Consider the following 22,720-nt stretch of genomic DNA (forward strand, 5'->3'; position numbering starts at 1 on the left):
AGCCCGCTGACGAGAAGGACGGCGACGAGGCCGCGCCTGCGGACGACAGCCCGTTCTGCGACGACCTCGCGAAGGACGAGCGCAAAGAGGCGAAGGACAACGGCGAGTGCAAAGACCGCCCCACCACGCACAGCTCCACCAAGCCGTCGAGCTCCGCGCCGCAGCCCACGGTCACCACGTCCTTCGTGACCCAGGCGACCACGCCGCGCCAGCTGAGCACCCCGGGCGCGACCCACTAAACGCCGACCCGAGTCCGCTCGGAACGGCGGCTTGGAACGACCGAGGGCCGAGACAATGCGTCTCGGCCCTCGGCCGTTTCAGCCCGCCGCCGGTTCCGGCTCCTCGGCCCTCGTCGGCGCGAATGCGTACACCAGCGCCACCCCGGTCACGAGGGCGGCGGCGACAGCGGTGACGCCCGCGGTCGCCGAGCCGACGGCGAAGACGCGCAAGAGCAGGGCGCCAACGCCCGCGCCGAGCACGATCATGCTGATCGAGGCGATCTTGCGCCAAGGCTTCGGCCTCGCGCCAGTGCCGAATCGGCTTTCCGAGGCGAGCTGGGTGATCGTCGCGGTGAGCACTGTCGTGGTCAAGTCGGCCACGCCCATGATGCGCACCGTCGCGTTCTGCATCCCGAACCCGACGGCGAGCAGCGCGATGAACACCGAGGCCAGCCAGAGCTGCTCGCGGAACGGGGCAGTCCAGGCGAGGAGCGCGGCGGCGAGCAGGAGGAACCCGTGCGATCCCCACACTGCTGTGTGCCAGGCGCGCGGCCGGTGGCGCAGGAAGCGCCACAGCCTGCCGCCCGCCAGGGCGCCGAGCATATAGGCGGCGAGCGAGACGGAGCTGCCGAGCAGGATCCGCCCTGCGGTGTTGGCGGCGTTCACGCCGAGGAACACGACGTTGCCGGTCATGTTCGCGACGAAGACATGGCCGAGCCGCAAAAAGCAGACCGCGTCGATCAGCCCCGCCGTGAACGTCAGCACCAGCAATGTCGCCACTGTGGTCCGTTCGTCGAGCGGAGAGCGCATGCTGTGAGCTTAGCTTGAGGCGGTAGAGTGGCTGCGGACGCCGAATGGCGCCCCGCGAAAGGAACAGAGCCCATGCTGCCCGGACAGTTCTTGCGAAAAAAGATATTCGTCCCACGAAAAACGTTCTGTGCCGTCGCTGTCGCCGCTTTCGCGGCTGGTGGTGTCGCCGCGTGCGGGAACGACGGGCCGGAGGGCGGGACGAAGGTGGTCTACGAGGTCGTCTCGACGACCGGCAAACCGTTCAAAGTCGCCTACGTCGCGAAGACCGACACGGACAACATCGCGGATATCAAGAAGACGATGGCGACCGCCACGGCGACCTCGTCGTGGAAGCAGGAGGCCGTCTTGAGCAAGGGGACCGACTACGCGCTGGTCGTCGTGACCCCGGACCCCACGAATTTCGACACGGCGACGAAGTACTCCTGCAAGATCACGTCCGGCGGGAGCACCGTCGACGAGAAGAAGGACAAAGGCGGCATCGTCGTCGGATGCGCCGGGCTCAAGCTGCGGGACCAGCTGAAGACGGAGGGCTCCTAGCCATGCGCGCCCGTTGCTCGGCGAGCCCCCGCACGCGGGGCCTGGCCGCGACCCTCGTTGCGGCGGCTGTGGGGCTCCTGGTCCCCGGCCAGGCGGCTGCGGACCCGGCGACGGTGACCTACGAGGTCACGTCGAACAGCGGCAAGGCCTTCAAAGTCATGTACGTCGCGGTGACCAACGCGGACGACCTCAACCGGACGCATGAGAGCGCCACGAACGAGACGGTGCGCTCGCCGTGGCGGAAGGACGTGACGCTGAGCCTCGGCGCGGACTACGCCATGGTCATGGTGATGTCCGATCCCGCGAACATCGACCCGACGGCGCAGTTCAGCTGCCGGATCTCGGTCGGATTCCAGCAGATCGACGCCGCGTCCGCGCAGGGGATGGTCGGCTGCGCGGGACAAAAAGTCAAAGAGCGTCCCAGGAACAGATAACGTCCCTGGAACAGATAACGTCCCTGGAACAGATACACGGGAGTGAAGTGAGCACAGAGATCTGGATCGTCGTCGCCGTTGTCGCGGTCCTCGTGGTGTTGGCGGCGGCGGGCGGCGCGCTGCTGGTCTCGCGCAAGCGGAGGATCAGCCTCGCCCCGCAGTCGCCGGAGAAACCCGAGGCCGGGACGTACCAGGCCAAAGGCGGTTTCAGCTTCAGCGCGGGCGGCGCTGGCGCGACGACGCTGGAGCCGCCGCCCGAGCCGGAGGTCGCGGCCTGGACCCCGACAGGCCTGCCTGGGGTGGGGGACGACGCCGCAACCCCGGTGGACGCGCCGAGGCCGACGGTGCGCGACGTCGGCCTGCCAGAACCCGAGCCTGCGGCAGAGCCGGAGCGCGAGCCCGAGGCTGAGCCCGAGGCTGAGCCCGAACCCGGGGCGGCGGTTGAGCCGCAGGCCCAGCCAGAGCCTGGCCTCGGGGAGCCCCAGGTCGAGGAGATCGTGCCGTCGGCGCAGCGCTGGGCCAATTTGCGCGACAGGCTCGCGCGGTCGCAGACCAGCGTCGGGCGGACGCTTGTGGGGCTGCTTGGCGGCGGCGACCTCGACGAGGAGTCCTGGGAGGACGTCGAGGCGACGCTGCTCACGGCCGACCTCGGCGCCAGCACGACAGAAGAGGTCATCGGCAAGCTCCGCGCCGCGCTCGCCCGGGCCGACGTCCGTTCCGAGGCGCAGGCCCGAGCCGTCCTGAAGGAAGTGCTGGTCGAGGAGCTCAAGCCGGAGCTCGACCGCTCGATCCGCGCGTTGCCGCACGCCGAGCGCCCGTCGGTGGTGCTCGTGGTCGGCGTGAACGGGACGGGGAAGACCACCACAACCGGCAAGCTCGCCCGGGTGCTCGTCGCGGACGGACGGCGGGTCCTGCTCGGAGCGGCGGACACCTTCCGCGCCGCCGCCGTGGAACAGCTGAAGACATGGGGCCAGCGGGTCGGGGCCGAAGTGGTCGCGGGCGCCGAGGGCGCGGACCCGGCCTCGGTCGCTTTCGAGGCGGTGAGCAGGGGAGTCGAGATCGGGGCGGACGTGGTCCTCGTCGACACTGCGGGCAGGCTGCACACCAAGACCGGCCTGATGGACGAGCTGGGCAAGATCAAGCGGGTCGTCGAGCGCAAGGCCGGGGTGGACGAGGTCATCCTCGTCCTCGACGCCACGATCGGCCAGAACGGGCTCAACCAGGCGAAGGTCTTCTCCGAGGTGGTGGACGTGACCGGCGTGGCGCTCACGAAGCTCGACGGAACGGCGAAAGGCGGCATCGTCTTCGCGGTGCAGAAGGAGCTCGGCGTGCCGGTCAAACTGGTCGGCCTCGGCGAGGGGAAAGACGATCTCGCGCCGTTCGAGCCCCAAGCCTTCGTCGACGCGCTCCTGGGCTGAGCAGGGCGGGGGATCTCGTTAACGCCGTCGTAACGCGATCATGGCCTCCGCGCAACATCGGTTCTGCACTCTGCTCAGAAGATCGGCGCTCGGAAGACCGGCGCCGGCCTGAGCTCGCCCCGCCGAGCCCCGACCCCGATGGAGGTAATGCGTAGTGCCCCCGAATTTTAGCGCAGGAGACACTGCGTGGCTGCTTGTCAGTGCCGCTCTGGTCATGCTCATGACCCCCGGCGTGGCCTTCTTCTACGGCGGCATGGTCCGTTCCAAAAACGTGCTGAACATGCTCATGATGACGATGAGCGCGCTCGGCGTGGTCACCATCCTCTGGTCGGTGTACGGCTTCTCCGAGTCCTTCGGCGACGACACCGGGCATTTCATCGGCAAGATCACCCAGTACATCGGCCTGAAGGGCTTGATCGGGAAAGACGGCGACGGCACGGCGATCCCGATGTCCGGCTCGACGCCGCAGATGGCGTTCGTGGCCTTCCAGCTCATGTTCGCCATCATCACCGTCGCGCTCATCGCGGGCGCGGTCGCGGACCGGCTCCGTTTCGGCCCGTGGCTGCTCTTCTCCGCGCTGTGGGCCACCCTGGTGTACTTCCCGGTCGCCCACTGGGTCTTCGACTTCGACGGGAAGGACGCCAAGGGCGACATCGTCCACCACGGCGGTTGGATCGCGAACCAGCTCAAAGCCATCGACTTCGCGGGCGGCACCGCCGTCCACATCAACTCCGGTGTGGCGGGCCTGGTCCTCGCGGTCGTCCTCGGCAAGCGGAAAGGCTGGCCGGGCACTGCGATGCGTCCGCACAACCTGCCGTTCGTGATGCTCGGCGCGGGCCTGCTCTGGTTCGGCTGGTACGGCTTCAACGCGGGCTCCGCGCTCACCGCAGGGGCGACCGCGAGCACGGTGTTCGTCACCACGACGGTCGCAACGGCCGCCGCGATGCTCTCCTGGCTGCTGGTCGAGAAGCTGCGCGACGGACATGCCACGTCGCTCGGCGCGGCGTCCGGCGTCGTCGCGGGCCTGGTCGCGATCACCCCGTCGTGCTCCTCGGTGAACGTGCTCGGCGCGCTCGCCATCGGCGCGGCAGGCGGCGCGATCTGCGCGGTGGCGATCGGCCTGAAGTACAAGCTCGGCTACGACGACGCGCTCGACGTGGTCGGCGTGCACATGGTCGGCGGCATCACCGGCACCCTGCTGGTGGGCCTGCTCGCCGCGCCGGAAGCGCCCGCAGGGGTCAAGGGCCTCTTCTACGGGGGCGGCTTCGACCAGCTCTGGCGCCAAGCGGTCGGCGCGGGCGCCGTCCTCCTGTACTCGGCAGTGGTCACCGCGATCATCGCCTTGGCGATCAAGTACACGATCGGCCTGCGCGCCGAGCCCGAGGCCGAAGCTCGGGGCCTGGATGAGAGCCAGCACGCGGAGTCCGCGTACGATTTCAGTGCCGTAGGCTCAGGCTCAGCAGAGCGCCGGGCGTTCGCTGAGGCCGGATTAAGGAGTGAATGAGATGAAATTGGTGACCGCTATCGTCAAGCCCTTCACGCTCGAAGACGTGAAGACTGCGCTCGAGCAGTCCGGAGTCGTCGGCATGACCGTGAGCGAAGTGCAAGGCTACGGACGGCAGAAGGGGCACACCGAGGTTTATCGCGGCGCGGAGTACTCCGTCGACTTCGTGCCGAAAGTCCGGGTCGAGGTGATCGTGGACGACGCGGCCGCAGACCAGGTCGCGCAGGTGATCGTCGACGCCGCCCGCACCGGCAAGATCGGCGACGGCAAAGTGTGGATCACGACCGTGGACTCGGTCGTGCGGGTGCGCACCGGCGAGCGCGGCACCGACGCGCTTTAGCGGGGCCTGCGCGGCGATCTGCGGCGTTGCGGCGGCCTTCGTGTATGCCTCCGCTCCCCAAGACACCACAGGCCGCCGCGCCTGGCATCTCATCCACGCATGATTCCCGCTCAGGCATGGGCTGCCTGTTCCAACAGCAAGGTCGCAGTCCGGCTCCGCCTACACTGATCGGTTATGAGCACGCCAGCGAGCGCGGTGGACCTGCGTGACAGCACCCGCGCACTGATCGCCTCCGACCTCCCCCCGGCGCGGCTCCGCGACGAGTTGCAGAGCCTGTTGGAGGGGCGGCTGGCCGATCTGGCGACGAGCCTCGGCGTCGTGCCGGGCTCGGGATTCACACTGGTCGCGGTCGGGGCGCTCGGCCGAGGCGAGTTCCTGCCGTACTCCGACCTCGACCTGGTGCTGCTGCACGAAGGCCGCTCCCCGGACCAGGTGCGGGCGGTGGCCGAAGGGCTGTGGTACCCGATCTGGGACGCGAACATCGGCCTCGACCATTCGGTGCGCACTGTCGCGGAAGCCGCCGAGGTGGCCGACGCGGACTTGCGGGCGGCGCTGGGCTTGCTGCGCCGCAAGCTGATCGCCGGGGACGAAGAAGTCTACAACCAGACTGCGGGGCTGGTGCTGCGCAGCTGGCGCCGCCGGGCCCGGGAGCGCTTGCCGGAGCTGCTGTCCAGCGCGCACGACCGCTGGGAGCGGTTCGGGGCTGTGGCGCACCGCGCGGAGCCGGACCTCAAATCCGGCCGTGGCGGCACCAGGGACGCGCAGCTGCTCGACGCGCTGGCCCTCGCGCAGCTCACCGACGGGGTTCCCGCGCTCTCCGACGACTCGCCAGGGGGAGGGTTCGCCCACGCGTACGCCTGCCTCCTCGACATCCGCACCCAACTGCGCCGCGTCACCGGACGAGGCCGCGACCAGCTCCTCGCGCAGGACGCGGACGAGGTCGCCGCCACGCTCGGCTACGCCGACCGGTTCGAGATCGCCAGGGCGCTCAGCGGGGTCGGCCGGACGGTCGAGTACTGCGTGCAGGTCGGGCTGCGCGTGGCGCAAGCCGCGGCGGCTCCTTCGGCAGACGATTCGCGCCGCCGCCCGCTCGGCGAGGGCGTGGTGGCGCACGGCAGCGAGGTGGTGCTCGCCAAAGAGGCCCGGCCGGACCTCGCGCTCTTGCTCCGGGTCGCGGCGGCTGCCGCGACTTCGGGCCTGCCGATCAGCCAGGCGGCGCTGAACCGGTTCGTCGGGGCGGTCGACACGGAGCTGGTGTGGACGAGGGAGATGCGCCACAACCTGCTGACCGTGCTCGGGGCGGGGGAGCAGACCGAGCGGGTTGTCGAGGCTCTGGACCAGACCGGCCTGTGGGAGCAGATCCTTCCGGAGTGGGCCGCGGTGCGCGACCTCCCTCCGAGGGACGCGATCCACGTGTGGACGGTGGACCGGCACCTTGTCGAGACGGCGGCCCGCGCGGGGGAGCTCACGACCAGGGTCGCCCGCCCGGACTTGTTGCTGCTCGGCGCGCTCCTGCACGACCTGGGCAAGGGCAGGGAGGAGGACCACAGCGTCCTCGGCGAGCGCTTGGCGAGGGGCGTCGGCCAGCGCCTCGGCCTGCCCGCCGAGGATGTGGAGATACTCGCGGCCATGGTGCGCCACCATTTGATCCTGCCGACCGTGGCGATCCGGCGAGACGTCCAGGACCCGAGGACGGCAGGCGCCGTGTTGGGGGAGATCGGCGAGAGCCCGGTGCTGTTGGAGCTGCTCGCGGCGCTCTCGGAGGCGGATTCGCTCGCGACCGGCCCAGGGGTGTGGGGGGATTGGAAAGCCCGGCTGATCCGGGAGCTGGTGGCGACCTGCCGAGAGGTCTTGGCGGGAGCCCATCTGGGCCAGGACGGCGGCGAGGCTTCGGCCAAGAGCCTGGTGGAACGGGCGGGCGGCCTGCTCGCGAAGGCTCAGGCGGCCGAAGGGCCGTCGGGCCAGGTCCAGGTCGAGTGGGCGAGCGAGATCGACGGGCGGGGCACGGGAGAGCTCCTGCTGGCGGGGCCGGACCGGGTGGGGCTGCTCGCCAAGACAACGGCGGTGCTCGCGCTGCACGGGCTGCGGTGTTTGCAGGCCGAGCTCGTGCAGACGGGCCGCTTCGCGGTTGGGGCGTTCGCGGCGGCCACCCGGTTCGGCTCGCCGCCGTCGGCGCAGATCATCCGGCAGGACTTGTTGCGCGCCCTCGACGGGGGCTGGGACGTCATGGCGGCGTTGGCGGTCAAGTCCCGCGACGTGCAGCAGACGCAGAAGCACACGGTCTTGCCGGTGGCGGTCCCCGCCGCGCTGAAGACTGCGGAGCCGAGGATTCTGTGGCTCGCGGGCTCGACCCCGGAGCGCGTGCTTGTGGAGGTGCGCGGAGCCGACCGGCTGGGGCTGATCGCGAATCTCACGGCGGTGTTCGCGGCAGCTGGGGTGAGCGTCCTCGAGGCCAGGGTGGAGACGTTGGGCCTGTCGGTGGTCGACGTGTTCGTGCTCCCCGCCGCGCAGCTGGACGACGAGCTCCGCGAGCGGCTCGACGCGGACCTCGGAGCGGTGCTGAACACGGCGTAGCACGTATTGTGGCGTGGATTACACTGTAGCTATGATTATCGACGCACTCTTCAAGACGGGTTTGCGGGTGGCGCACCGAGGGGCCCGCATCGGCGTCGAGGCGGCGCAAGCAGGCCTCGACCTCGCCAAAGCGGTCATCGACATGCTCGACCCCGATCCTGGGGCAGGGGGCGGGCGCGACGCGCGCGTCGGCAAGGTCGTCGAGTCGGTGGAGGCCTTGGCCGGAATCATCGGCGCGGACCGGCCCCTCGGCCAGGCGCTCCTCCCCGGCGGCATTGTGGACCGGCTTTTCTCCCCCGGCAGCACGCTCGACCAGTTCGCCACCCAAGACGGCCTCAAGCGGGCGATCAGGGAGGCGATCGACATCGACCAGCTGGAGCACACCATTTTGGAGCTGCGCCAGGTCGCCGAGCACATCAACGCGGCGGCGACGCCGCTCGGCAGGGTCGCGGCGCGGGTGCCGAAGTTCCTCCGCAAGCCGTTGCCGCACGAGCTGGAGCCGCGAGAGCAGGCCGGATCGCGCGCGCCTGCCGTGGAGGAGGCTGTCTCGCCGATCGCGCAGCTGCGCGACGACGGGCACGCCCTCGTCAACCCGAGGCTGCCGCTGAACGGCAACCGCACGAACGGCAACGGACTGCTCAACGGCTCGCGCTAATGCAGCTTTGAGGGGTCCACTTCCCAGGACGAGCCCGCGACGCCGGAGCCGAGCGGGCCGGGGTTGGCGAGTCCGGAGCGGGTCACGGTCCGGGTTGTGACATCGGGCGGCCCGCCCTGCGCGCGGGGGACGAGGCGTTGCGCCTTGCCCCAGTCCACGGCGAGCGCGCCGCGCAGGTAGGTGGGCAGCGTGACGGCGTGCGTCATGGACTCGACGACGCCGAGCGGCCCGCCGCCGTACGCGTCCATCCACGGGTGGAACGCGGCGTCGGTCACCCGGTCCGGCGAGATCCGGTATTTCGGCAGCTCGACGATCCCGTTGCGGTAGCCGAACGGGCGCATGCAGGGGAAGCCGAGCCCGTCCTCCCAGTCGGCGAACACCGGGTCGGTGCGGCCGATGGCCTGCTGCAGCGTGACGGGCTTCGGCGCGCGCGGCGGGGTGAGGGCGATCCATTGGCTCGGGCCGGGGAGGTCGAGGCGCACCGTGACCCGCACCGCCTTCGCGTTCTTCGGAATGTCGCCGAGGCGAAGGTCCCGCCAGCCGGGCGCGGGATTGGCCGCGACCATCGGGATGACAGGTCCTCGGGGGTCCCGCTCGTTCGCGGGGGAGAACTCAAGCCGAACCGCGCTCGTCGGGAAGTACCCGACTGCCGCAAGGGTCACGAGGGCCGTGTCCTCGGGGAGGCGGTACCAGCCGCTGGTCAGCTCGGCGAACGGCGGGGCGGGGTTCGCGGGCCCAGCGCCTGTAGTCACAGGGCCGAAGCTTTGCCCGGTCGCGCTGATCACGAGCGGAGTCGCCTTCGGATCGAGGCCGAAGCCGACGAGGTCGGCGGGATCGGCGGGCGGGACCGGGTGCATCGGGTCCACCGTCGGCCCGACGTCGGGCAGGTTCGCCTGGGCCAAGAGGGTCGCGGTGCCCTGGTCCTGGGGAGTGGTGATCGCAAAGCCCCGCGCCCCGGCGCCGAGGAGCACGTCCGAGGCGCTCCCCGCGTCCGAGGCTGGCGTGAGGATCGACTTCTGCGGATCCGTGTCCACAAGCACAGTGTCCGCGAGTCCGCATTTGTCCCCGCCGGTGACGGCGGAGATGTTGCGGGCCGCCGAGCTGTAGTGCACGGTCAGCGCCTGGACGGATGTCGCGCCGAGCTCGACGACGACGGTGAGCACCGCGCCGAGCAAGATGCCGGACGCGACCAGCCGCCGCTCGAGCAGGATTCGCTCCAGCCGCCCGCCGTTGCCGAACAGGTGCAAGAAGAATGCCACCGCGAGGGCGAGGCCGCCGAGGTAGTAGAAGACCGTGCCGAGGCTGACTCCGAAGCGGATCGCCGTCGTCCGGAACGGGGCGCCGTATCCGGCCGGGTACCACCAGTCGTTCGGCGCCGTGTAGGTCAGGCCGATCAGGAAGAGCAGCGCGGCCGCGAACAGGGCTCGGGTGCGGGCGGTGGAGATGGCGAGGACCGCCCCGACGCCTGTTGCGACGGCGGCGGCTCCGAGCCCGGCGAACGCGCCGAAGTGGTGCGTCGGCTTCGTCGGGGTGAGCATGAGGCAGAGCAGCCCGACGAATGTGAGGCCGACGAGCCTGCGGGTCGGCGCGATCCGCAGATCGAGGCGCGAGTGCCGTCCGAGCCGGGCGGTGATCGCCGCGCGCCAGAGGGTCCCGGCGACGACCAAGAGCAGGAGCAGCGTGAGCAGCATCGGGAAGCGGCGGGAGAACGCGCCGTCCGGCGAGAAGCCCATGAGACCTTGGTAGCGGGCGATCTCCTCGTACCAGTGCAGGTACGGGCCGACGACGATCTTCGCCGTCGTCGCCGCGCGGAACGCCCCGTAGGAGATGCGCCAGAACCCGATCAGGCTCACCGCGCAGAACGCGGCGACGATCGGGGCGAGAATCGCGCCCCAGGCGAGAATCGTCCGGGCCCGGCTCTCGCCGGAGCCGAGCCGAGCCGCTTTCCCTTTGGCGAGGCGCAGCAGCGGCCGCGCGGCGAGGATGCCCGTGAAGTACACCATGGCGCCGGTCGGGCCGCAGGTCAGCGTCAACGAGGCGAGAATCCCCGCGAAGCCGAGCGGCAGCAGCCTGCGGGCGGTGACGGCGTGCTCGACCAATGCCCAGACGCCGAGGACGCCGAACGCGATCCACGGTTCGGGGCGGAGGCCGTTGTCGTACGCGAAGACGAAGCAGAGGAACACGAGCGCGGCGGACCAGCCGCCGATGAGCGCTGCCGGTTTCGAAGAGTTGCGCAAGAGCCTTGGCAGGACGAACCGGGAAAGGACGATCCAAGTGCCGAAGTTCACGAACAACGCAGGAAGGCGCAGCCACGGGCTGGCGGCTCCGGTCTCCGTCATCAGCCGGATGACCTGGTAGAACCAGCCGACCGGGTCGTCGGGGGCCCCGAAGTACCGGTAGTAGTTGGCGATATAGCCGTCGCCCCCGGCTGCCCGGGCCATCGTGGCGAGATAGTTGTCGTCCGGCGTGTTCGCGCCGATGACGTGCCAGATCGCGAGGGCGGCCGCGACCACCGCGTCCACCGGGCGAACGGCGAACAGCCGCCGCCAGGGGACTCGCCTCGATTTCGGCCCGCGCCGGTCGATGAGCGCGAGCGCCACGAGCGAGACCAGCAGCAGGACGACGGTCGCCACGAGCACGCCGAGCTTGAGCGCGGTCGGCGCGGTGAGGAAGCGGGTGTCGACGACCGCGTTCGCGGACAGCCCGGCGAGCGCCTCGTCGCCGCGCATGCCGGAGAGGTCCGTGTAGAACCCGTCGATCTGCGGACGCAGGTTCGTCCCTCGGCGCACGAGGGCCGCGCCGGGCGCCCCTTGCGCCTCGACGACGGTCTCGCTCCGGTTGGCGCGCACGACGAGCGCCTGGCAGCCGGGGTCGGCGAATTTCGCGGCAGGGGCCGCGAGCAGCGTCTCGCCGCGCACGACGACGCGGAGGCTGCGCGCGCCCTCCGGGCCTGCGACCTGGACGACGAGGCCTCGCGTGGTCGCGAGCGACGAGCTTGTCGGGATGGTCGAGAAAAGCGTCGAGTCGACGGGCCGCGCGGCGGCTTCGGCCACGATGCGGCAGGGAACGCGCAGGTCGAGCGACTCGGGGAAGTACGAGAGCAACGGCGCGTTCGTATTGCCGACCACTGTGTTGCCAGCTGATTGGCCGGGCCAGCTCAGAACGGCGGTGCGCTCCTTGACCGGCAAAAACGGCAAGGCAATGGCTCCGAGCACCGCCAGGACGCCTGCGAGCAGGGCGACGACGAGGGCGGCAGCAGGCCGCTTCTGCTGGTCGAACGACCCGTGCTGGTCGAACAAGGACGGGGACGACGTTGACACGGTGATTGATCGTACGTTGGAATCCCTTCGCGCCCAACGCGCCGCGCTTTTGGAAATTTCGTTAGGCTGGTCGAGTGAGCGTCCCAGTTATCAATCTCAATGACGGCACGACTATCCCGCAGCTCGGTTTCGGCGTGTGGCAGGTCCCCGACGATGTGGCCGAGCCCGCCGTGGCCAAGGCCCTGGAAGTCGGCTACCGGCATATCGACACCGCGGCGGTGTACAACAACGAGCGCGGTGTGGGCCGGGCGGTCGCGAAGTCGGGCGTGCCGCGCGAGGAGTTGTACGTGACCACCAAGCTGTGGAACGTGGACCAGGGCTACGACAGCGCCCTCAAGGCGCTGGACGCGAGCCTGGAGCGCCTCGGCCTCGACTATGTGGACCTGTACCTGATCCACTGGCCGACTGCGGCGCACGGCAAGTTCGTGGACGCCTTCAAGGCGTTCCAGCAGGCCAAAGCGGACGGCAAGATCCGCTCCATCGGCGTGTCGAACTTCCACGAGCCGCATCTGCGCCAGCTCGTCGAAGCCGTTGGCGAGACCCCGAGCGTCAACCAGATCGAGCTGCATCCGCACTTCGCGCAGACTCCGTTGCGCGAGCTCCATCGAGAGCTTGGGATCGCCACCGAGGCGTACTCGCCGCTCGGCGTCGGCAAGAGCCTGTCCGAGCCCGCGATCGAGAAGATCGCCGCCGAGGCGGGGGTGACGCCCGCGCAGGCGATCATCCGTTGGCATATCCAGGTCGGCAACATCGTGATCCCGAAGTCGCAGACCCCGGAGCGCATCGCGTCGAACTTCGACGTCTTCGGCTTCGAGCTCACTCCCGCGCAGGTCGACGAGATCACGAACTTGCCGGAGCAGCCGCGCCTCAACGCGGACCCGGACGAGCTTCAGCTCAATGACCGCTGGCCGTACGGAGACCCGAACAGCCAGTAACGACCGGTCAGACCCAGCGCGGCTCCATCGCGCGCGTCCTCCCTCATCCATCAACGAGTTTTGTGAGGTTCTTCCCTATGAGTGTTCCGACTATCGCCCTCAACGACGGCAAAACTATTCCTCAGCTCGGCTTCGGCGTGTGGCAGGTCCCCGACGACGTGGCCGAGCCCGCCGTGGCCAAGGCCCTGGAAGTCGGCTACCGGCACATCGACACCGCCGCGGTCTACCTCAACGAGCGCGGCGTCGGCCGGGCGATCGAGAAATCCGGCGTGCCGCGCGAAGAGCTGTACGTCACGACGAAGCTGTGGAACGCGGACCAGGGCTACGACAGCACCCTCAAGGCGCTGGACGCGAGCCTGGAGCGCCTCGGCCTCGACTACGTCGACCTGTACCTGATCCACTGGCCGCTGGCGAAGAAGGGGTTGTTCGTCGACACCTTCAAGGCGTTCCAGCAGGCCAAGGCGGACGGCAAGGTCCGCTCCATCGGCGTCTCGAACTTCCAGGAGCCGCAGCTGCGCCAGGTCGTCGAGGCGACTGGCGAGGTCCCGGTCCTCAACCAGGTGGAGCTGCACCCGCATTACGTCCAGGCCGCGCTGCGCGAGGTCCACAAGGATCTCGGCGTCGCGACCGAGGCGTGGAGCCCGCTGGGCAAGATCCGGGTCGGCGAGGAGCTCGACCCCGCGATCAAGCAGATCGCGGAGTCCGTCGGCAAGTCCCCGGTCCAGGTGGTCCTGCGCTGGCACATCCAGCTCGGCAACATCGTCATCCCGAAGTCGCAGACCCCCGAGCGCATCGCGGCGAACTTCGACGTCTTCGACTTCGAGCTCGCCCCGGAGCAGGTGGCGCAGATCAGCGGCCTGCCCGAAGAGCCGAAGCTCGGCCCCGAGCCTGATGTCTTCGACTACGACGGCTGGCCCTCCTGACGGTTCGGCTGGCGACCTGCTGCGTTATCGGCTCCTCGCGTACCGGGCTCGTTCCTCGCTGTTTCCGTACTCCCCCGCGAGCGGGAGGCGCCCCCAGTCGTCGCCTGCTGCCTTGCATCTCATCCAGCTGAAGCCGACAGGAAGCCGCGCGGCCCGGCAGGGACAACCCCCTGCCGGGCCGCTCCGCTTTTCGGCATGATTGGATGGCACGTATGAGCATTGCAACCCAGATCGCGACCCTGCACACCAACCGTGGCGACATCAAAGTCGAGCTCTTCGGCAACCACGCCCCGAAGACGGTGGCGAACTTCGTCGGTCTGGCCACCGGCGAGGCGGAGTACACCACCGAGAACGCGTCCGGCGAGACCGAAGGCCCCTTCTACGACGGCTCGGTCTTCCACCGCGTGATCGACGGCTTCATGATCCAGGGCGGCGACCCGACCGGCACTGGCCGTGGCGGCCCCGGCTACCGCTTCGAGGACGAGTTCCACACGGACCTCAAGTTCGACAAGCCGTACCTGTTGGCCATGGCGAACGCGGGCCCCGGCACGAACGGCTCCCAGTTCTTCATCACCGTCGGCGCGACCCCGCACCTCAACCGGCGGCACACCATCTTCGGCGAGGTGGTCGACGAGGAGTCCAAGAAGGTCGTCGACGCCATCGCCACCACGGAGACGGACCGCGGCGACCGCCCGGTCGAGCCGGTCTTCATCGAGCGGGTGTCCATCTCGGAGTGAGCGCCGCGCTCAGCGTTTGCGCTTCGCCCGGAGGTAGTCGCTGACGACAGCGGCGCCCAGCCCGTCCGTGTCGGTCGCGACGACCCGTCCGCCGACACGGCGGGCCACCTGGTCCAGGAAGTGGGCGAGTCCGGGGTCGTCGCCAAGCCGGACGATGGTGCTCTGCGCCCCTGTCTTCGCGACCTGGTCGAACGCGGCCAGGGTCAGACGGAGCGTCTCGCGGCTCGTGGGGTAGTGGAAGACGGACTCGCCGTCGGACTCGTCGAGGTGCGCGGTCGGCTCGCCGTCGGTCACGATGAGCACCACGGGCTGCGCGTTCGGGTGTCTGCGCAGGTGTTTGAGCGCGAGCAGCAGCGCGTGGTGCAGGTTCGTGCCCTGCTGGTAGACGCCGTCGAGCGCGGTGAGCTCGGCGGCGGTGAGCACTTGCGCGCTGCGGCCGAAACCGACGATCTGCAGCGCGTCGGAGCGAAAACGCGTCGACACCAGGTGGTTCAGGGCCAACGCGGTGCGTTTCATCGGCAGCCACCGGTCCTCGACCACCATCGAGAACGACGTGTCGACCAACAGGGCCACGGCGGCTTGCTGCCGGGCCTCTGTCTCCTGCACCTCCACATCGTCCACATGCAGCCGGACCCTGCCGCCCAGACGGCGATCTCCGGCGTTGGCTTCCCCCACGGTCCGTAAGACGGCGTTCGTGACGGTCTTCGGGATGTCCCACGGCTCGAGGTCGCCGAACTCCCAGGGCCGGGACTGGCCGGTGGGCTCTCCGGCCGCTCCGGCTCTGCGGGTTTCCCTGGCGCCCTGGCTCGCGCCGAGCTCGCCGATCACGTCGCGGAACGCCGCCTGGCCGAGCTGGCGCATCGCCTTGGGGGAGAGCCGCCACTGCCCGTCCGGGCTGCGGTCCAAGAATCCCTGGTCGAGCAGCTCCTGTTCCAGCTCGGACAACGCGCGAAGGTCCGCCGCGGCCTCGTCGCCGAGCTGGCGCGCGAGCGCGTCCGGGTCGATGTCGTCCACCCTGGCGCCCTCGTAGCCCTGGGACAGCGCGTTGGCGAGCTGCTCGAGCTCTGCGATGTCGGCCATGGCCCGCGCGCCTTCGCCGAGCCCGAACGGGGCTTCGCCGTCGAACTGCTCGCTGCCGTGCCAGTCCTCGCCGGGGCGGGCGTTTTCGAGATGGCTGCCGAGCTGGGAGAGCGCGTCGTCGAGCTCTGGCGTGCCGAAGGCCTGCCGGGCCAGCGCGTCGAGCTCGGCCCGCTGCTCCGGCGAGAGGCTGTTGCGGAAACGGCGGGCGGCGGCCGCGCGTTTGGCCATGAGGTCGATGAGCTCCTCGACGTTCTGCGGGCTCTCCGGGAACAGCGCGCCGTGCTCCGCCATGAACGCCGCGAACTCGTCGGCGACGTCCTGGCCCCGCCCGTGTTTGTCGAGCAGCGCGTTGAGGTCGGCGAGCATGCGCCGCACGTGGTCGCGGACGGCGGGGTCGTCGGCGTTCTGCAGCTGCTCTTTCATGCCGTCGAAGTATTGGTCGAGCATCTCTTGGCCGAGCAGCTGGCCGATCTTCTGATAGGCCTCCTGCGCTTTCTGGCTGCGCCAGCGGTAGTTCTTCAGCTGCGCGGCGGCCTTGGCGGGGGAGCCGTCGAGCGCCATGAGCTCCATCTCCTGGAAACGGGCCTCGTCGTCGAGCGCCCGCGCGAGCTCTTTGCGCTCTTCGAGGACGGCCTCGTCCAGGAGGTCTTTGACCGCCTTGAGCGTGCCACCGAGGTTGTTCTCGGCGAGGATCTCGCGACGGCGGCGGTTCGCCTGGGCCGCGAGGTCGTCGAGCCCCTTGCGGCCGCGCAGCCCCCTTCGCATGAGCTCGGAGAGCGCGCGGCGCGGCGAGGAGCCCGCCATGACTTGCTCGCCGACCTCTGCCAAAGCCTCGCGCAGATCCACCGGCGGGGCGAGCGGGTCGGGCCCTCCGGTGTACCGGCCATATCTCGAATTGCTCATGACAGCCTTGCGTCGCTCATCGTGCTCAGCCGTAGACCGAGGTCTTCGAGTCGGAGACTTTGTCGAGCCTGCGCGCGAGGTAGAGCGCTTCGAGGGCGAGCTCGACGGCGCTGGCCCGCTCGCCGGTGTTCGAGGCCCCGAGCTGGCGGGCGATCACGTCCACGACGGAGAGGTCCTCGACCGAGGCGAGGACGGCTTTCGCGGGGACCAGCTCGCCGGTGGTCACCGTCTGCCCGTTCTCCACGGCGGTCAAGAGCGGCCCGACGTCGACGCCGCCGAGGGCGCGCCGCGCGACATCGGCGGTCGCCCGCCGCAGCAGGTGCCCGAGGACCTCCTGCTCGCGGCCCTCCTCGCCGGACTCGAACTCGACCTTGCCGCGCAGCACGTCGACGACGACGCCGAGGTCGACGACCCGGGCCACCGCCTCGGCCTCGCCCGTCAGGGTCGCCCGGCGGAGCGCGGAGGCCGCCACGGTCTCGGCGGCCGCGATGGAGAACCGCGCGGAGACCCCGGAGCGCTGGTCGACAGAGCTGGACTCGCGCAACAGCTGGGTGAACCGCGCGACGACCTCGGCGAGATACCTGGGCACGCTCGCGGCCAGGCTCGCCTCCTGCTCGATCACCGCGACCTCGGCTTCCAGCTCGGACGGGTAGTGGGTGCGGATCTCCGCGCCGAACCGGTCTTTGAGCGGGGTGATGATCCGGCCCCGGTTCGTGTAGTCCTCGGGGTTCGCCGAGGCGACCATGAGCACGTCCAAGGGCAGGCGCAGCGTATGGCCCCGCACCTGGATGTCGCGCTCCTCCATGACGTTGAGCATGGCGACTTGGATGCGCTCGGCCAGGTCGGGGAGCTCGTTGATCGCCACGATCCCCCGGTGCGCCCTGGGGATGAGGCCGTAGGCGATGGTGTCGGGGTCGCCGAGGCTGCGCCCTTCGGCGATCCTCACCGGGTCGATGTCGCCGATGAGGTCGCCGACCGAGGTGTCCGGGGTCGCGAGCTTCTCGGTGTACCGCTCGGAGCGGTGCCGCCATGCCACCGGCAGCTCGTCGCCGAGCTCCTTGGCTCGGCGGATGGCGGCGGGCGTGATCGGCCGGTAGGGGTGCTCGCCCAGCTCGGAGCCCGCGATGACCGGAGTCCACTCGTCGAGCAGGTTCGCGAGGGAGCGGAGCAGGCGGGTCTTGCCCTGCCCGCGTTCGCCGAGGAGGACGAAGTCGTGGTGCGCGATCAGCGCGCGCTCCAGCTGGGGCAGGACGGTGTCTTCGAGGCCGAAGAGCCCGTGCCAGGGGCTCTGCCCCTCGGCGAGGGCCGTCAAAAGGTTCTCGGCGATCTCCTGCTTGACCGACCGCTCCCGATGCCCGGAGGCTCGGAGCTCCCCAAGGGTCGCGGGCTTCGCATGCTCCTCAACTGTCACCCTGACTAGGGTAGTCGCAGGACGGCTGCGGCGCAGCGGGCCCCGCTACGCCAGAAGCGCAAAAGGCCGCGCGCCCGGCGGAGGACACGACGTGTCTGACAGATTCCAGGTCTTGATCTTGCGGCCCTGAGGCCTAAACTGTTCTGTGGTCGCAGCAGAATTGCAAATTTTTTCGTTGGCAGATTCCGAAGCTCCTGGTCGCGAGATCGACTGGAGCAGTTGGAGAGGAGACTGGGCGTGGCCGATGGCGACAAGCTCCGAGTGGACCCGGACGCGGCTCTCGCGGTGATCGACCGCGCGCGCGGCGTCGCGGCGGATGTGCGCGCGCGAGGACAGCGCCTTGGCGCGGGGATGGCCGGGCACGGCTGCGGCGCGGACCCGGCAGGCGCGGAAGCCGCGCGTCTTTTCGCCTCGTTGAACGAGGCCGCCGCGCAGCGCTCCGAGGTCGTGTCGTCGCGATTGCAGGACCAGGCCTCGGCGGCGGGCCAGAGCGTCCATGCCACCGTCGGCCAGGACGAGGCGGGCGCGGCAGACATCGAGAAAGCCCGGCCGGAGCCCGCGTAGCGCCGTGGCAGCCAAGTCTGATTGCCGCCCGCCGGGGTGGGAGGACGGCCGTCCGCCGTGGAATGTCGAGTTCCATCTCTGGTGCGACGAGCTCGGCGAGCAGTTGGCCGGATTGGCGAAACGGGCCGTTCGCGCCCGAGGCACGGCCCGAGCCCACGGCCTTTCGGTGACGGTCGACGCGGGCGGCGTCCCGGTGCGCGGCGAGACGGAGGACGCCCCGGCGGACGGCGCGGTGCTCGGATCGGCATTGGCGCAGGGCGGCCTCCAGGACTCCGACCCCGCGCTCTGGCCCCAGGTGGTCTGGGCGGCGAGGGCGACGGCCAACAAGGCGGCGAAGCGCGCGGCGGGGGCTGTCGTGCCAGCGCTGGCGCAGAGCCCCGGCGGCGTGTGGCTCGTCGACGACGAGGGCTTCGCGCACGACGGCGAGACGACGACGGCGCGTTTCGCGCGCGGCGACAAGACGAACGAGGACGCTGTGGTGGTCACGGTCGGCGCGGACCTCGTGGCGACCCGGGTCGTCGTGGCGGATCGCCTTGAGCTCGGCACGCGGTTCGGGTGGCTCTTGCGGCACGCGGGCCTCGCGATGCGGTCCTGGCAGAGGGAGCAGGTTCGGAGTTTTTTGGCGGACGCGCCGCAGTTCGACAGCGCCGGGCTGGCAGAAGCCGGGCCGTCGGCGGGCGTCTTCGCGCCGCCGACGGCGAGCTGGGCCGACGAGGGGCCTGCGGCGGCTGACGAGCGGGAGTTTTTCCTCTCGTCGGTCGAGATGGACTTCTGGCAGGAAGCGCCCAAGATCGAATCGCTGACCGAGGCGCTGCGGGGCAGAAATCCGCAGGGGGAGAACTCGCACAGAGGAGACAGGTAGCGATGGCGTTCCCCCAACCGCACGGCCACGTCGCCGACCGCGTCGTCGGCTTCCGGTGGCCGTCGATCGACGAGACGGCATGGGGAGCCGACGCGGGCGCGGATCTTCGCGCGGCCCAAGACGACCGCGCCTCGGCGGCGGAGCTGCGCGGCCACGCGCGCGAGTTCGGGCAGAGCGCCGAGGGCGAGGCGTTCGACGCGCACCGCCACGCCTTGGAAGCCCATGCCAAGGCGATCGAGCACGAAGCGGAGGCCAAGGACCGCAGCGCTGCGGTCCGCAACGCGGTGAGCAGCGACACCGCCTCGGCGAAGGAGTCGATCGACCGCATCGTGCGCGTCACGGAGTTGCAGATCCAAGCGCATGAGGCGTTGTGCAGGGCGTTGCGCGCAGATCCGGCGCCAGGGCGGGAGCAACTGCTCCAGCAGGGCAGCGGCGCAGTCGACCTGGTCGTCCAAGACCTGCGGGCGAAGATCGCCGGGCATGCGGCGGAGCGGCTCGCCGCCGACCGCCCGACCGGCAAGGGCGGCAGCCAGGCCGGTGCGGTCGCAGGCGCGGGCGGGGCCGTGGACGGACTGGGCGCGGCCCAGGAGCAGGGCGGCGCGGGCCGGGGCCAGGAAGGCGGCGACCACGGCCAGGAGGACCGCAAACAGCAGGGCCGCGCGCCCGGCTTCGGCGGTTTGGCCGGAGTCGTCGACGCCGTCGCCCGGACGAGCCGCCCGCTGGCGCAGGAGGCAGGGGAGAGCGCCGCGCACGGCGACGCGACGGCGGCCACGGGCGGTTTCTCGTCGCCCGGCTCTCTCTTTGGCTTCGCGGCGGGCGCCGCTGGCGGGCTGGAGGCTGCGGATTTCTCGGGAGGGCCCGCGCACGGCCCGGACGGGGCGGCGGGCGTGGCGGCAGGCGCGTTCGGGGGCGCGGCGTACGGGCCGGGGGGCTCGGGGGCAAGGCCCTCCTCGAACGCCGAGCAGGAACGTCGGGGCGGCAAGAAGGGGCATGGACAGGATGCGGAGCCTGCCGTCGGCTCGGTCCACGCCGAGACGCCGTTGGCCCCGACCGTGTCTGGCTCCTTGGAAGCCGCTGCGCAGAAGCCGCTCCCGGCGGCGGCCCCGACCATTGCGGCGGGCTCGCAGCCGCTTTTCGTCCCGGAAGCCGCCGAACGGCCCGCCGGGTCGCAGGGCGCGGAGCGCGGAACCGATCAGAGCGCGTCGATCCCCGGATCGGCCGTTGTCGCGCAGCCGAACAAGGGAGCGGCGGGCGGCAGGCCCGTCGTGAGCAGGCATGTCGACTGGAAGAGCACGGGGGCGGCGCAGGCCTTCCGCGAGAGCGTGGGCTCGCAGGCGGCCAGCCCCCAGGTGCTCGGCCCGGCCGGCCCCGACGTGTCGAAGGCCGAAGAGCCCGACAGCACCCCTTAGTCCGTGTACTCGGTCTTGATGCCGACGATGTCGATTGTGGTGGCGAGCGAGTCGTATGCTCCGGTGAGCAGCAGGATCTCCAGAGTTTGCGCCTCGGTGAAGTGTTTGCTCAGTTCGGCCCAGTCGGTGTCGCCGATCGCCTTGTCCTTCACAAAGCCGTCCACCGCGGTGAGCAAGGCTTTCTCTTTCGGCGACCAGCCGGGGGCCGAAGGGCCCTGGGCGACTCGCGCGCGCTCTTCGTCGGTGATGCCCGCGCGGGCGCTCATCCGGATGTGATGGTTGAGCTCGTAGGCCGACCCGCGCAGATTGGCCACCCGCAAGATCACGAGCTCCACGTTCCGGAGCTTGATGCTCGAAAGCCCTTGGAAGTAGCCGGTGTAGCCGATGAAGAAGGGGAAGAGGCGGATATTGCGGCCGAGGGTCGAGATGACGCGGAATTGGGAGATCTTCAACCGCCGCCGCCCTCCCTGGTCGATGACCCAGGCGAGCGGGCCGATTTTCCAGAATCCGCCGGGTGCGATACGTGGCTGGGATGGCGTGGCCAAGGCTGTCTCCTCGTCCTTATAACAATGTCAGGAACAAGGCGAGCTTACACGCCCGAAGCTGGGAGAACGCAGTGCATACACCATATGTTGTTCCCCCACGTTGATGTATGGTTTAACCATGAGCCCAACAGCTGAGCCTCCACCGAGTCCGCTGGCGCGAGCTGTGGCGAATCAGATTCGGGCCGAGTTCCGCAGGCTCGGAAAACCGGTCTCGGGCTTGTTCGGGGTCCTCGGCTCGCGGAACTACGTCGATCAGCGGCTGGGCAAGCATGTGCGCCGCGCGCTCACGCTCAGCGAGCTGGAACAACTCTCCGACATTCTCGGGATGAGCCCGCTGGTGCTGCTGCGCCGCGCGATGGAGAACATGTCCGCTGACTCGCTCTCCGCGCTGCGCACCCCTGGCGTGCTGGTCGAGATCGGGCACGGCGGGACGCAGGCGGAGACCGAGTGGACGGCGCGGGAGTACCCGACCCGGTACTCCAAGGGCGGCGAGGACGAGCTCGGCGAGTAGCCCGCAGCCCGTCTCAGCTCTCGACGAGGTCGCCCCAGCCCGGCCCGTACCGGTCTCCGGCCGCCTGCGGAAGGGCTTCGAGCCGCGCCAACTGCTCCGGGCTGAGCACGAGGGCGTCCGCCGCCGCGTTCTCTTCGACGCGTTTGGCTTTCTGCGTGCCGGGGATGGGCGCGATGTCGTCGCCCTGGGCGATCAGCCATGCCAGCGCGACCTGTGCCGGGGTGGCCCCGGCCTCGTCCGCAACCTCGGCCACCGCGTCCACGATCGCCAGGTTCCGCTCGAAGTTCTCCTTGGCGAAGTAGGGGACTCCGGCGACGCGGAAATCTGTCGCGGCGAGCTCGTCGGCGGAGCGGATCGTCCCGGTGAGCGCCCCTCGCCCGAGCGGGGAGTAGGGGACGAGCCCGATCCCGAGCTCGCGCAGGGTCGGCAGGACCGCCGCCGCCGGTTCGCGGACGAAGAGGGAGAACTCGATCTGCAGGGCGGCGACGGGGTGGACGGCGTGGGCGCGGCGGATTGTCGCGGCGTTGGCCTCGGACAGGCCGATATGGCGCACTTTGCCCTCGACGACCAGCTCGGCCAGGGCTCCGACGGTCTCCTCGATCGGGGTGCCGGGGTCGACCCGGTGCTGGTAGCACAGGTCGATGTGGTCCACGCCGAGACGGCGCAGCGACCCTTCGACGGCGATGCGGATGTTCTCGGGGCTTGAGTCCGTCACCCGGTCCACCCCGGAGGTGTCGGCCTTCCCGAGGTGGGAGACGAGCCCGAACTTCGTCGCGAGGACCACCTCGTCCCGCCTGCCTGCGATGGCCCTGCCGACCAGCTCCTCGCTCGTGAACGGCCCGTACACCTCGGCGGTGTCGAGGAAGGCGACGCCGAGGTCCAACGCGCGGTGGACGGTCCGGACCGACTCCGCGTCGTCGGCCCCGCTCCCCGCGTAGGCGTACGGCGTCAGGGACATGGCCCCGAAGCCGATCCGGGAGGCTCGGAGGGCTCCGAGGCGTGCTGTTCTCATGGTTGTCTCCTTTGTCCG

Annotated in this window: 20 protein-coding genes and 1 pseudogene; 15 read left to right on the forward strand and 6 right to left on the reverse strand. The window is 70.2% G+C overall.

What is annotated here, in order from left to right:
- Window positions 1–239 (forward strand): annotated as a pseudogene (locus tag ACRC20_RS12585) (tat pathway signal sequence); the annotation flags it as partial.
- Window positions 240–317: 78 nt separating this feature from the next.
- On the opposite strand, the gene ACRC20_RS12590 reads toward ACRC20_RS12585, so the two are convergent.
- Complete coding sequence (locus ACRC20_RS12590) at window positions 318–1,028, reverse strand: YoaK family protein (RefSeq protein ID WP_438686724.1); 711 nt, start codon at window positions 1,026–1,028, stop codon at window positions 318–320.
- Between the two features lie 72 nt (window positions 1,029–1,100).
- Here ACRC20_RS12590 and ACRC20_RS12595 point away from each other — a divergent pair, with 72 nt between their 5' ends.
- The 7 genes from ACRC20_RS12595 (at window position 1,101) to ACRC20_RS12625 (ending at window position 8,490) form a co-directional block, all read left to right on the forward strand.
- The gene (locus tag ACRC20_RS12595; protein WP_438686725.1) at window positions 1,101–1,565 is read left to right on the forward strand and encodes a hypothetical protein; all 465 of its coding nucleotides are present in this window, start codon (window positions 1,101–1,103) and stop codon (window positions 1,563–1,565) included.
- A gap of 2 nt (window positions 1,566–1,567) precedes the next feature.
- A complete protein-coding gene (locus ACRC20_RS12600) occupies window positions 1,568–1,999 on the forward strand; it encodes a photosystem I reaction center subunit III protein (RefSeq protein ID WP_438686726.1) in 432 nt (143 codons plus the stop codon).
- Between the two features lie 47 nt (window positions 2,000–2,046).
- Window positions 2,047–3,417 carry a signal recognition particle-docking protein FtsY gene (ftsY, locus tag ACRC20_RS12605; protein WP_438686727.1) on the forward strand — a complete coding sequence of 457 codons (1,371 nt, stop codon included), beginning with the start codon at window positions 2,047–2,049 and terminating at the stop codon, window positions 3,415–3,417.
- A 154-nt stretch (window positions 3,418–3,571) separates the two neighbouring features.
- Window positions 3,572–4,921: an ammonium transporter gene (locus tag ACRC20_RS12610; protein ID WP_438686728.1), complete on the forward strand. Its 1,350-nt coding sequence runs from the start codon at window positions 3,572–3,574 to the stop codon at window positions 4,919–4,921.
- Window position 4,922: 1 nt separating this feature from the next.
- Complete coding sequence (locus ACRC20_RS12615) at window positions 4,923–5,261, forward strand: P-II family nitrogen regulator (RefSeq protein WP_438686729.1); 339 nt, start codon at window positions 4,923–4,925, stop codon at window positions 5,259–5,261.
- A gap of 174 nt (window positions 5,262–5,435) precedes the next feature.
- A complete protein-coding gene (locus ACRC20_RS12620) occupies window positions 5,436–7,835 on the forward strand; it encodes a [protein-PII] uridylyltransferase (RefSeq protein ID WP_438686730.1) in 2,400 nt (799 codons plus the stop codon).
- Window positions 7,836–7,866: 31 nt separating this feature from the next.
- A complete protein-coding gene (locus tag ACRC20_RS12625; RefSeq protein WP_438686731.1) occupies window positions 7,867–8,490 on the forward strand; it encodes a hypothetical protein in 624 nt (207 codons plus the stop codon).
- Here the strand turns inward: ACRC20_RS12625 and ACRC20_RS12630 are convergent.
- Complete coding sequence (locus ACRC20_RS12630; protein ID WP_438686732.1) at window positions 8,487–11,810, reverse strand: arabinosyltransferase domain-containing protein; 3,324 nt, start codon at window positions 11,808–11,810, stop codon at window positions 8,487–8,489. The genes ACRC20_RS12625 and ACRC20_RS12630 overlap by 4 nt on opposite strands.
- 74 nt (window positions 11,811–11,884) lie before the next feature.
- Here ACRC20_RS12630 and ACRC20_RS12635 point away from each other — a divergent pair, with 74 nt between their 5' ends.
- The 3 genes from ACRC20_RS12635 (at window position 11,885) to ACRC20_RS12645 (ending at window position 14,405) form a co-directional block, all read left to right on the forward strand.
- Window positions 11,885–12,745, forward strand: coding sequence for an aldo/keto reductase (locus ACRC20_RS12635; protein WP_438686733.1), 861 nt, complete (start codon window positions 11,885–11,887; stop codon window positions 12,743–12,745).
- Between the two features lie 77 nt (window positions 12,746–12,822).
- A complete protein-coding gene (locus ACRC20_RS12640; protein WP_438686734.1) occupies window positions 12,823–13,668 on the forward strand; it encodes an aldo/keto reductase in 846 nt (281 codons plus the stop codon).
- 212 nt (window positions 13,669–13,880) lie between these two features.
- Window positions 13,881–14,405, forward strand: coding sequence for a peptidylprolyl isomerase (locus ACRC20_RS12645; RefSeq protein ID WP_438686735.1), 525 nt, complete (start codon window positions 13,881–13,883; stop codon window positions 14,403–14,405).
- A gap of 9 nt (window positions 14,406–14,414) precedes the next feature.
- Here the strand turns inward: ACRC20_RS12645 and ACRC20_RS12650 are convergent, their stop codons facing one another.
- Both ACRC20_RS12650 and ACRC20_RS12655 read right to left on the reverse strand, forming a co-directional pair.
- Window positions 14,415–16,388 (reverse strand): vWA domain-containing protein, encoded by a 1,974-nt coding sequence (locus tag ACRC20_RS12650; RefSeq protein ID WP_438686736.1) that lies wholly within the window; start codon window positions 16,386–16,388, stop codon window positions 14,415–14,417.
- A gap of 25 nt (window positions 16,389–16,413) precedes the next feature.
- On the reverse strand, window positions 16,414–17,799 hold the full coding sequence (locus ACRC20_RS12655) for a sigma 54-interacting transcriptional regulator (RefSeq protein ID WP_438686737.1): 1,386 nt from the start codon (window positions 17,797–17,799) through the stop codon (window positions 16,414–16,416).
- A gap of 237 nt (window positions 17,800–18,036) precedes the next feature.
- Here ACRC20_RS12655 and ACRC20_RS12660 point away from each other — a divergent pair, with 237 nt between their 5' ends.
- The 3 genes from ACRC20_RS12660 to ACRC20_RS12670 are packed head-to-tail and all read left to right on the forward strand — an operon-like array spanning window position 18,037 to window position 20,634.
- A complete protein-coding gene (locus ACRC20_RS12660) occupies window positions 18,037–18,363 on the forward strand; it encodes a hypothetical protein (RefSeq protein ID WP_438686738.1) in 327 nt (108 codons plus the stop codon).
- Between the two features lie 4 nt (window positions 18,364–18,367).
- A complete protein-coding gene (locus ACRC20_RS12665; RefSeq protein WP_438686739.1) occupies window positions 18,368–19,225 on the forward strand; it encodes a hypothetical protein in 858 nt (285 codons plus the stop codon).
- Window positions 19,226–19,227: 2 nt separating this feature from the next.
- Window positions 19,228–20,634 carry a hypothetical protein gene (locus tag ACRC20_RS12670; protein WP_438686740.1) on the forward strand — a complete coding sequence of 469 codons (1,407 nt, stop codon included), beginning with the start codon at window positions 19,228–19,230 and terminating at the stop codon, window positions 20,632–20,634.
- Here the strand turns inward: ACRC20_RS12670 and ACRC20_RS12675 are convergent.
- The gene (locus ACRC20_RS12675) at window positions 20,631–21,179 is read right to left on the reverse strand and encodes a carboxymuconolactone decarboxylase family protein (protein ID WP_438686741.1); all 549 of its coding nucleotides are present in this window, start codon (window positions 21,177–21,179) and stop codon (window positions 20,631–20,633) included. The two genes, ACRC20_RS12670 and ACRC20_RS12675, sit on opposite strands and share 4 nt — an antisense overlap.
- A gap of 163 nt (window positions 21,180–21,342) precedes the next feature.
- Here ACRC20_RS12675 and ACRC20_RS12680 point away from each other — a divergent pair, with 163 nt between their 5' ends.
- Window positions 21,343–21,690, forward strand: coding sequence for a hypothetical protein (locus tag ACRC20_RS12680; protein ID WP_438686742.1), 348 nt, complete (start codon window positions 21,343–21,345; stop codon window positions 21,688–21,690).
- A 13-nt stretch (window positions 21,691–21,703) separates the two neighbouring features.
- Here the strand turns inward: ACRC20_RS12680 and ACRC20_RS12685 are convergent, their stop codons facing one another.
- Complete coding sequence (locus ACRC20_RS12685; protein WP_438686743.1) at window positions 21,704–22,702, reverse strand: aldo/keto reductase; 999 nt, start codon at window positions 22,700–22,702, stop codon at window positions 21,704–21,706.
- Window positions 22,703–22,720: the final 18 nt, after the last annotated feature.

The sequence above is a fragment of the Segniliparus sp. genome (assembly GCF_051660745.1).
Classification (GTDB): domain Bacteria; phylum Actinomycetota; class Actinomycetes; order Mycobacteriales; family Mycobacteriaceae; genus Segniliparus.

Excerpts from the sequence above, each read along its gene's own strand:
- ACRC20_RS12615 (WP_438686729.1), top strand. The coding sequence starts at position 4,923 with ATGAAATTGGTGACCGCTATCGTCAAGCCCTTCACGCTCGAAGACGTG.
- ACRC20_RS12595 (WP_438686725.1), top strand. The coding sequence starts at position 1,101 with ATGCTGCCCGGACAGTTCTTGCGAAAAAAGATATTCGTCCCACGAAAA.
- ACRC20_RS12600 (WP_438686726.1), top strand. The coding sequence starts at position 1,568 with ATGCGCGCCCGTTGCTCGGCGAGCCCCCGCACGCGGGGCCTGGCCGCG.
- ACRC20_RS12590 (WP_438686724.1), bottom strand. The coding sequence starts at position 1,028 with ATGCGCTCTCCGCTCGACGAACGGACCACAGTGGCGACATTGCTGGTG.
- ACRC20_RS12625 (WP_438686731.1), top strand. The coding sequence starts at position 7,867 with ATGATTATCGACGCACTCTTCAAGACGGGTTTGCGGGTGGCGCACCGA.
- ACRC20_RS12640 (WP_438686734.1), top strand. The coding sequence starts at position 12,823 with ATGAGTGTTCCGACTATCGCCCTCAACGACGGCAAAACTATTCCTCAG.
- ACRC20_RS12645 (WP_438686735.1), top strand. The coding sequence starts at position 13,881 with ATGAGCATTGCAACCCAGATCGCGACCCTGCACACCAACCGTGGCGAC.
- ACRC20_RS12620 (WP_438686730.1), top strand. The coding sequence starts at position 5,436 with ATGAGCACGCCAGCGAGCGCGGTGGACCTGCGTGACAGCACCCGCGCA.
- ACRC20_RS12685 (WP_438686743.1), bottom strand. The coding sequence starts at position 22,702 with ATGAGAACAGCACGCCTCGGAGCCCTCCGAGCCTCCCGGATCGGCTTC.
- ACRC20_RS12650 (WP_438686736.1), bottom strand. The coding sequence starts at position 16,388 with ATGAGCAATTCGAGATATGGCCGGTACACCGGAGGGCCCGACCCGCTC.
- ACRC20_RS12670 (WP_438686740.1), top strand. The coding sequence starts at position 19,228 with ATGGCGTTCCCCCAACCGCACGGCCACGTCGCCGACCGCGTCGTCGGC.